The sequence below is a fragment of the Streptomyces sp. NPDC059010 genome (assembly GCF_042740355.1).
In the GTDB taxonomy this organism is placed as follows: Bacteria; Actinomycetota; Actinomycetes; order Streptomycetales; family Streptomycetaceae; genus Streptomyces.
The window spans coordinates 77,798-85,557 of record NZ_JBHYJA010000022.1 but is presented as its reverse complement, the minus strand read 5'-3'; the positions used below and the strand labels follow the sequence as shown (position 1 = coordinate 85,557).

Below are 7,760 nucleotides of genomic sequence, written 5' to 3'. Positions count from 1 at the left end.
GCGGGTCCGCGCCTGCGGGGGGGCTCGCGTTCCCTCTCGCTCTTTCCCCCCCCCGTTGGTTCGCCACCCCCCGCCCCCCCCCACCCCCCCCCGCCCCCCCCCCCCGTCTGGCCGGGCGTCAGCCGTCGAGCCAGTCGCCTTCGACGCCCGTGGGACGGTACCCCGTGGCGTTCCAGAGGAAATGCGGGTGGGCGCAGCCGAACATGTAGGAGAGCAGCGCGGTGTCCTCCCTCCCGGTCTGAGGCTCGTACAGGTTGTAGAGCTGTTCGGATCCGACCACGCCGGCGTCTTGTTGGATTTCACGAGCGCGCTCCGTGGACGGTGCGGCGCCGGATGCCTCCACGGCGGCGACGTAGGTGCGGCGCAGGATCTCCCAGGTGCCGTCGACGTTGCCGTACCAGGGGCCGTGCAGTGCTTCGAAGGCGCGGAGCTCGGCGTCGAAGAGGGGCCACGCCCGGGGGTGTTCGGCTCGGCAGCGTGCGGACAGCAGGGCGGCCCGGGTGCTCAGCTCCGGCGCGGTGGGCCGCGGGGCGAAGGTGAGCGTGGTGCCCTCGGTGAGGATGCCGGTGCATGCGTTGGGCTGCAGGTCGCACAGCGGGCAGTCCTCGGCCGGGGGCAGGCCCTCGGTGATGCCGTCGAACCACAGCGCGTGGCGGCCCGTCAGCGCCATCCAGACGATGGTGCTGGACATCAGCCAGGTGTTCCACCTGGAGGGACGCGCCTCGGGCAGGCAGCTGTACTTGATGATGGCGATGGCGGAGGCGGCGTAGAGCGCCTTGGTGTGGGTGGGTATGTCGGCGAGCCAGAAGTTGCTTATCTCGCCGGTGAGGGCGTCGGCTCGTACGTCGGTCATGTCGTCGACGACGCGGCACAGCAGCAGGGAGGCGAGGTGTTCCTCCTGCCAGAGTTCGGTGTCGGGTGAGACGTGCCAGAACAGGCAGTCCATCATCTGCAGGAGTGAGTAGGTGCTCTGGCTGTGCGGGTTGGTCTGGGGGAGCGTGATGCTGCCCGCGTCGTGCTGCTGGAGCCAGTACTCGTCGACGGATCGCTTATAGGCCGCGAAGATTCCGCAGACCAGGGCACGTGCGCTGTTGGTGCTGAAGCTCTCGGCCAGGCGGCCTTCGACGAGTTGGGTGAGGCGCTCGGTGTCGATGGTGTCGATCACGCGCTTGTACTCGTGGAAGAGGAGGATGTCGTCCTCGAAGGAGTGGCGCAGGCCGAGGTCTCGGTCGAGGTCGTTCATCTGCCGGACCAAGGACCATCCGGCGGTCAGGACACTGTCGAGTTCGTCGCGGTACGGCCAGGTCTTGACGGTGAGGGGACGACCGGCGCTCTGCCGCCAACTGTAGTCATCCAGCGTGCGTGCGGGGGGCGTGGGCAGCCGAAGGCACATCGGGCAGTCGCAGACGTCCGTCCGGCCTTCCTCGCGCGGCGGGGCGAGTGCCCGGCTCCGCCAGACCCCTTCCAGCATCGTGCACGTCAGTCGGCAGACCTCGACATCGGTGCTGACCTCGGGGAAGGCTGTTTCGATCAGGCTCAGGCTGGTGTCGAGGCGCCTCAACCTGGCCTGGCCCTCCTCATCGGGCGGGAGGAACGCCGGCTGCGCCAGATGGACGGCTCCCGCCACCTGCAGCGTGGTGCCGGTGTGCGGGGATCCGAGTGCGTCCAGTCGCTGCTGAGCGGCGTGCTGGAGCCTTCGGTGCTCCTCCGTGCTCCCCTTGGCGCGTTCCGCGAAGAGGCGGGCCAGGGCGTGCCCCGCCTCCGTGGGCTGGAGCCGGGCGCTTGGCTGCGCCGGGATCAAGCTGTCGGCGGACGCCTTCGGAGCAGCATCAACGACTCGTGATTTCACACCGGTCTCCCAACAAGCTGTGGTCATGACAACGGAACCGATCGACCGTGGTTGTTGGCCGGTCGTATCTGGGGGTCTTCTGCGCCTTCCGCGAGGCCTCGCCCAACAAGCCGGACTCGCACGACCGGCTCGGGCTCCTGCGGCGAACGACCGCGAGGGGTACGGCTGCTGTGTCGGCAGCCGGGAAAGTGGAGCGGATCGCCTAGCTGCCCGTGGCGGGCGAACCGCCCCGGGCCCGTTCGGTTCTCGAACGCGGCGAGCCGCTCGTCCACGGCGGATTCATCCTCGGCACCGCCGGCCTTGGCGTGAACGGCCTGCCCTTACTCCAGATGTCTGCTGCCGGGGGTGTCGAAGGGGAGATCGAACGTGACGTCCTGAGGCATGCGCTTCCTTCCGGGAGACGGCGAAAAAGACTCCCCCCGCCCTGCGAACGGGCGGCCGAATTGGCCACCCGTGCACTCGAACTCAGCTTCTATGGCCGAAAATTGAACCGCGAAGCGCTACGAGACTTCCCAGAGCGTAAATGATCTACGCGTGACCTCACCGTGATGTCCGTTACTGCCTATGCCTCTTGAGCTGCGTATACTCGCGCGCCCCCCACATACGTCTGCGCGACCCGCGTGTCGCCGATCGCCTCAGCCGCCCCGTCGAACGGATCGCGGTCGAGCACCACGAGATCGGCCAGCGCGCCGACCCGCACCTCGCCCGTGTCGTCCAGGTGGTTCACATACGCCGAGCCCGCCGTGTAGGCGGCGAACGCCTCGGCGAGTCCGATGCGTTCGCCGGGCAGGAAGACCGGCGTGTCGCCGCCGCCCGGTGCCACCCGGTTGACCGCCACATGGATGCCGTGCAGCGGATCGGGGCTGCTCACCGGCCAGTCGCCGCCCGCCGCGAGCCGGGCACCGGAGCGCAGCAGGGCGCCGAACGGGTACTGCCACGCGGCCCGTTCGGGACCCAGGAACGGAATCGTCAGCTCGTCCATCTGCGGCTCGTGCGCGGCCCACAGGGGCTGGATGTTCGCGACCGCCCCGAGCCGCGCGAATCGCGGTACGTCGGCGGGCTGGACGACCTGGAGATGGGCGAGGTGGGGCCGCGTGTCGCTAGGCCCGTTCGCGCCGCGCGCGGCCTCGATCGCGTCCAGCGCGTCGCGTACGGCCCGGTCGCCGAGGGCGTGGAAGTGGCACTGGAAGCCGAGCGCGTCCAACTCGGTCACGTACTTGGGCAGTTGCTCCGGGTCGATGAAGCTGGTGCCCCGGTTGGCGGTGGCGCAGCCGCACTTGTCGAGATAGGGATCCACCAGCGCGGCGGTTCCGGTCTCGGCGACGCCGTCCAGCATCAGCTTGACGCTGGTCGCGCGGAACCGGCCGTGGCTCAACGCCTCCCGCCGTTCGGCCAGTTCGGGGATCTGCTCGGCGCCGCGCTCACGGTCCCACCACAACGCGCCCACGACACGCGCGGTGAGCGAGCCGTCCCGCGCGGCCGCCAGATACGCCTGCGACGGGTCGTCCATGCCGAGGAACTCGCCGACCAGCGCGTCCTGCCAGGCGGTGATGCCGAGCGCGTGCAGACGCCGCTGTGCGTGCAGCAGGGCCGCCACCCGGTCGGCCTGCGTGGCGGGCGGGGTGAGCCGCCCCACCAGCTGCATCGCCCCCTCCTGAAGGGTTCCGCTCGGCTCACCGGAGGCGTCCCGGTCGATCCGCCCGTCGGCCGGGTCGGGCGTGTCGCGCGTGATGCCGGCCAGCGCGAGGGCACGGCTGTTGACCCAGGCGCCGTGATGGTCCCGGTTGGGCAGATACACCGGCCGGTCCGGCACCACCGCGTCCAGCAGCTCCTTCGTCGGCGTACCGCCCTCGAACGCCTCCATCGACCAGCCGCCGCCGGTGATCCACTCCCGCTCCGGGTGCGCGTCGGCGTACGCCCGCACCGCGGCGAGCGACTCGTCCGCCGTCCTCGTACCCGTCAGATCGCACTGGGTGAGCTCCAGCCCGGCCGGCACCGGATGCACATGCGCGTCCTGGAAGCCCGGCAGCAGCAGCCGCCCGGCGAGGTCCACCACCTCGGTCCGCTGTCCGGCGAGATCGTGCACCTCCTCGCGCCCTACGGCCGTGATGCGCTCGCCGGTGACGGCCACGGCGGTCGCGGTACGGCCCTCGGGAGTGAGGACGGGGCCGCCGGTGAAGAGGAGATCTGCGTACATGTTCCTTTTCCTGGTCGGGAGTCAGCGAGAGGTGGCGAGCAGCTGGGGCGCGTCGGAGTCGGTGCCCTTGCCGGTCTGGAAGTACGGCGACCTGCGCACCCACCGGGCCCACGCGGCGGCCACGAAGCCGGACGCGATCATCGCCAGGGGAGTGGACAGCAGGAACCACCCGTTGTCCGCGCTGACCTCGAAGTGGTCGGCGGAGGTGTAGAACGACCAGCCCAGATAGCCGCCGAGACCGAGCAGCGCGAGCGCGCTCAGCGTGGGCAGGACCACCGCGCGCACCCCCTGCCACCAGTCCTCGCGCAGCAGGGCGCGGAAGCGGACGGCGGCGGCGAGGGCGGTGAGGGCGTACGACAGGGCGACCACGATGCCCACCGCGTTCACGGTCGCCATGATCATGTCGGCCAGGCGTGGGATGACCAGCGCGAGTGCCGCGACCATCGCCGCCAGCGCACCGATCAGTACCGTGCCGACGGCCGGAGTGCCGTACCGCGGGCTGACCTTGGACCACACCGGCCCGAGCGTACGGTCCCGGCTCATCGCGAACATTCCCCGGGCCGTCGGAATCACCCCGGCCTGCAGCGAGGCCACCGCAGAGAACATCAGGGCGATCAGCGGGAGCGCCGCCCACGGCTGGGCGGCCAGCCGCTCGCCGAAGAAGGCGAGGCCCTCGGGGCCGTGGCCGACCAACTCCTTCTCGGTCAGGACGCGTTGGAAGGCGACCGAGCCGAGCAGGAACAGCCCCAGCATGCTGAACAGGGTGGTGATCCCGGCCCGGGACGCGTCGCGCGGGTCACGGACCTCCTCGTTGACGGTGAACGCCGACTCGAAGCCCCAGTAGCAGAACACCGACAGCAGCAGGCCCTGCGCGAGCGCGGTTGCCGAAGGGATCGCGAACGGGTCGAACCAGCTCAGGCTGAAGTCGTGCGGGCCGGTGACGATGCCGTATCCGCAGAAGCCCAGCAGGACGACGTACTCGAAGACCAGCAGTCCGGCCTGCAGGCGCGCGGCGGTGCGGACGCCGGTCACGGCGGTCAGGGTGACCGCCACCAGGACCGCGATGCCGACCGCCGTGGTCTGCGCGGTGGAACCCGGGTCCAGCGCGAGGCCGCCCACCCGGTGCAGCCCGGCGTCACCCGCGAGCTGGAGCAGCGCCGAGCCGGTGACCGCGGTGGTGTACGCGAGGAACGCCACCACCGCGACGATGTTCACCCAGCCGACCATGAAGCCCAGCCAGGGGGTGAGCGAACGGCCCACCCACACATAGCCGTTGCCCGCGTTCGGCTCGACCTTGTTGAGCCGTGAGTAGGCGCCCGCGATGCCGAGGACCGGCAGGAACGCCAGCAGCATGATGGCCGGCAGATGCAGGCCGACCACGCCGGCCGTGACGCCGAGCCCGATGCCGATGCTGGTGGTGGCGGCCGTACTGGAGGCGGCGATGGCGATGCCGTCCAGGACGCCGAGGGACTTGCGCAGCTCGGGCCGCGGCGGGTCGACGGTGTAGGGCTGCTGGTCGGACATGGCCGGTCTCCGCTCGCACCGGGGGCCTGGACGGCCCCGATGAGCGGACATGAAACTGTCCGGGGGGTTAACAGGTCAACACTGTTGTCGTAAGGTGCGGGCACCGGCCCGAGGGAGGCAGTCCATGAGCGAGCGCGTCGTCCCGCCCGCCGCCCGGCAGCGCAGGCGCCCCACCAAGCAGGGCGTCGTCCTGTCCGGGGAACTGATCGTCGAGACGGCCCTCAGACTGATCGAGGAGCACGGCGCGGACGCCCTCTCGGTACGCCGCCTCGGCCGCGCCCTCGGCGCCGACCCCAGCTCGCTGTACCGGTACTTCCGGCACACCGACGACCTGATGCTCGCCATCGCCGACGAACTCATCGGCCGAACCCTGCGCACCTGGCGCCCCACCGGCGACTGGCGCGCCGACCTGCGGGATCTCGGCCTGCGTATGCACGCGGGGGCCCTCGCGCACCCCCGGGCGGCGGTGCTCAGCTCCTACCGGGTGACCGGGCGGGCGTACGAGATCCAGGCCGTCGAGACCATCCTCGGCGTACTGCGCGGCGCCGGGTTCCCCGACGCCGAGGCGGTGCGGATCTACCACGCCTTCGTCGACCAGGCCCTCGCCCACGGCGCCCTGGACTCGGCGAGCGCGGCGATGCCGAAGGCCGCCCGGGATGCGGAGGCGGCGGTCTGGCGCTCGACCTACGCGCGGCTGCCCGCCGACACCCACCCGCACATCGCCGCCACCGCCCGCCATCTCGTGGCGGACATGCCACGCAGCTCGTACCCGGCCGCCCTGGACCTGCTGCTCAGTGCCGCGGCGGCTCGACTGGCCGAAATCAGCTCCGAGACCGGCCACCCGGCGGCCACACTGGACACATCCGTCACCACCGCATCAAGGGAGGCCGTACGCCGATGACCCCGCCGCCCGCACGCCCCGCCGAACAGCGCAAGCAGGACACCCTGCACCGTCTGGAGCACGACCAGGACGCGTGGGTCGCCACGGCCGAGGTGGACGGCGGCGTGCCGTATCTCGTCCCGCTCTCCTTCCTCTGGAACGGCTCGACCCTGCTGCTGGCCACGCCGACCAACAGCCAGACGGGCCGGAACCTGAGGATGACCGGACGGGCGCGCATCGGGATCGGACCGACCCGCGACGTCGTCATGATCGAGGGCACGGTGGACACGCTGGTGGCCCCTGCCCAGCTGCCCCCGGAGGAGGCCGACCGCTTCGCGGCCAAGACCGGCTTCGACCCGCGCCGGCTCACCACGCCCTACCTGTACTTCCGTGTCCGCCCGGACCGGGTGCAGGCCTGGCGCGAGGCCGGTGAACTGGACGGGCGGGAGCTGATGCGGGACGGGAAGTGGCTGGTGGCGGACTGAAACCGCCCGACCGGGACACCCGTGGGGGACAGGGCGAGGGGGCAGGACCGTCCCGCGCCCAGGACCCTGCGGAGGAACCATGGCACTGGTGAAAGCGGGCTTCGTGGTGCTCGACTGCGCCGAACCCGAGAAACTCGCCGTGTTCTACACGGAACTGCTGGAGGGTGAGCAGACGGACGCGACCGCCAACCGCGTCGAGATCAGGGGCGCCGACGGCACCCGGCTCGCGTTCCGCCGCGACATGAACGCGACCCCGCCGAGCTGGCCTCGCCCCGAGAACTCCCTCCAGGCCCATCTGGACTTCGCGGTGGAGGACCTGGACGCGGCCGAGCGCCGGATCGTCGGGCTCGGCGGCCGTCCCCTGGACACGAGGGAGGCATCGGGCCCGTACGAGGAGCGTGGCTACGCCGACCCGGCCGGCCACTCCTTCACCCTGCGCCGCTCGGCCGCCACGGCACCGAAGCACGGCTGAGAGTCGTCGTGCCGGTCGGTCCGAAGGTGCTCCGCGTCGGCCTGAAGATGCTCCCTGAGGATGCTCTGAGTGCTGTCAGTCACGCCCGCCCTTCTCGCTGACCGGCCACACCCCCGTCGAACGCTCGATCGCCTTCGCGCCCGTGCGGTCCGCCACGCTGCGTGCCACCGCGAACAGGGCGCCCTGGACCGCGGCCGCCAGCAGGATCTCGCCCCAGCCGCGGTCCCGGTCCAGCGCGTCGGGGGCGTCGTCCTCGTGCCGTAGCGCCGTCCACGTCTTGCGGAAGGCGAGCCCGGCCAGGGTGCCGCTCGCCCAGCCCAGCGCGAATCCCATGGGCTTGTAGGCCAGGGGCA

7 protein-coding genes are annotated in these 7,760 nt (G+C 71.2%); 3 read left to right on the top strand and 4 right to left on the bottom strand.

Features of this window, described 5'->3' with window-relative positions:
- Positions 1–118 precede the first annotated feature (118 nt).
- The 3 genes from ACFWYS_RS24260 to ACFWYS_RS24250 form a co-directional block, all read right to left on the bottom strand.
- Positions 119–1,801, bottom strand: coding sequence for a hypothetical protein (locus ACFWYS_RS24260; RefSeq protein WP_384772624.1), 1,683 nt, complete (start codon positions 1,799–1,801; stop codon positions 119–121).
- Positions 1,802–2,411: 610 nt separating this feature from the next.
- Positions 2,412–4,046: an amidohydrolase gene (locus tag ACFWYS_RS24255; RefSeq protein WP_384772621.1), complete on the bottom strand. Its 1,635-nt coding sequence runs from the start codon at positions 4,044–4,046 to the stop codon at positions 2,412–2,414.
- 21 nt (positions 4,047–4,067) lie between these two features.
- The gene (locus ACFWYS_RS24250) at positions 4,068–5,570 is read right to left on the bottom strand and encodes an APC family permease (RefSeq protein ID WP_384772618.1); all 1,503 of its coding nucleotides are present in this window, start codon (positions 5,568–5,570) and stop codon (positions 4,068–4,070) included.
- Positions 5,571–5,694: 124 nt separating this feature from the next.
- Here ACFWYS_RS24250 and ACFWYS_RS24245 point away from each other — a divergent pair, with 124 nt between their 5' ends.
- The 3 genes from ACFWYS_RS24245 (at position 5,695) to ACFWYS_RS24235 (ending at position 7,407) form a co-directional block, all read left to right on the top strand.
- Entirely contained in the window at positions 5,695–6,471 is a 777-nt protein-coding gene (locus ACFWYS_RS24245; protein ID WP_384772615.1) for a TetR/AcrR family transcriptional regulator, read from the top strand.
- Entirely contained in the window at positions 6,468–6,935 is a 468-nt protein-coding gene (locus tag ACFWYS_RS24240) for a pyridoxamine 5'-phosphate oxidase family protein (protein WP_384772612.1), read from the top strand. Before ACFWYS_RS24245 ends, ACFWYS_RS24240 begins: the two co-directional genes overlap by 4 nt.
- Positions 6,936–7,014: 79 nt before the next feature.
- On the top strand, positions 7,015–7,407 hold the full coding sequence (locus ACFWYS_RS24235; protein ID WP_384772609.1) for a VOC family protein: 393 nt from the start codon (positions 7,015–7,017) through the stop codon (positions 7,405–7,407).
- Between the two features lie 75 nt (positions 7,408–7,482).
- On the opposite strand, the gene ACFWYS_RS24230 is transcribed toward ACFWYS_RS24235, so the two are convergent.
- On the bottom strand, positions 7,483–7,740 hold the full coding sequence (locus tag ACFWYS_RS24230; protein ID WP_384772811.1) for a DUF4235 domain-containing protein: 258 nt from the start codon (positions 7,738–7,740) through the stop codon (positions 7,483–7,485).
- Positions 7,741–7,760: the final 20 nt, after the last annotated feature.

What these genes read in the sequence shown, in the direction of transcription:
- ACFWYS_RS24255 (WP_384772621.1), bottom strand. Translation starts at nt 4,046, where the DNA reads ATGTACGCAGATCTCCTCTTCACCGGCGGCCCCGTCCTCACTCCCGAG.
- ACFWYS_RS24250 (WP_384772618.1), bottom strand. Translation starts at nt 5,570, where the DNA reads ATGTCCGACCAGCAGCCCTACACCGTCGACCCGCCGCGGCCCGAGCTG.
- ACFWYS_RS24245 (WP_384772615.1), top strand. Translation starts at nt 5,695, where the DNA reads ATGAGCGAGCGCGTCGTCCCGCCCGCCGCCCGGCAGCGCAGGCGCCCC.
- ACFWYS_RS24240 (WP_384772612.1), top strand. Translation starts at nt 6,468, where the DNA reads ATGACCCCGCCGCCCGCACGCCCCGCCGAACAGCGCAAGCAGGACACC.
- ACFWYS_RS24235 (WP_384772609.1), top strand. Translation starts at nt 7,015, where the DNA reads ATGGCACTGGTGAAAGCGGGCTTCGTGGTGCTCGACTGCGCCGAACCC.
- ACFWYS_RS24230 (WP_384772811.1), bottom strand. Translation starts at nt 7,740, where the DNA reads ATGGGATTCGCGCTGGGCTGGGCGAGCGGCACCCTGGCCGGGCTCGCC.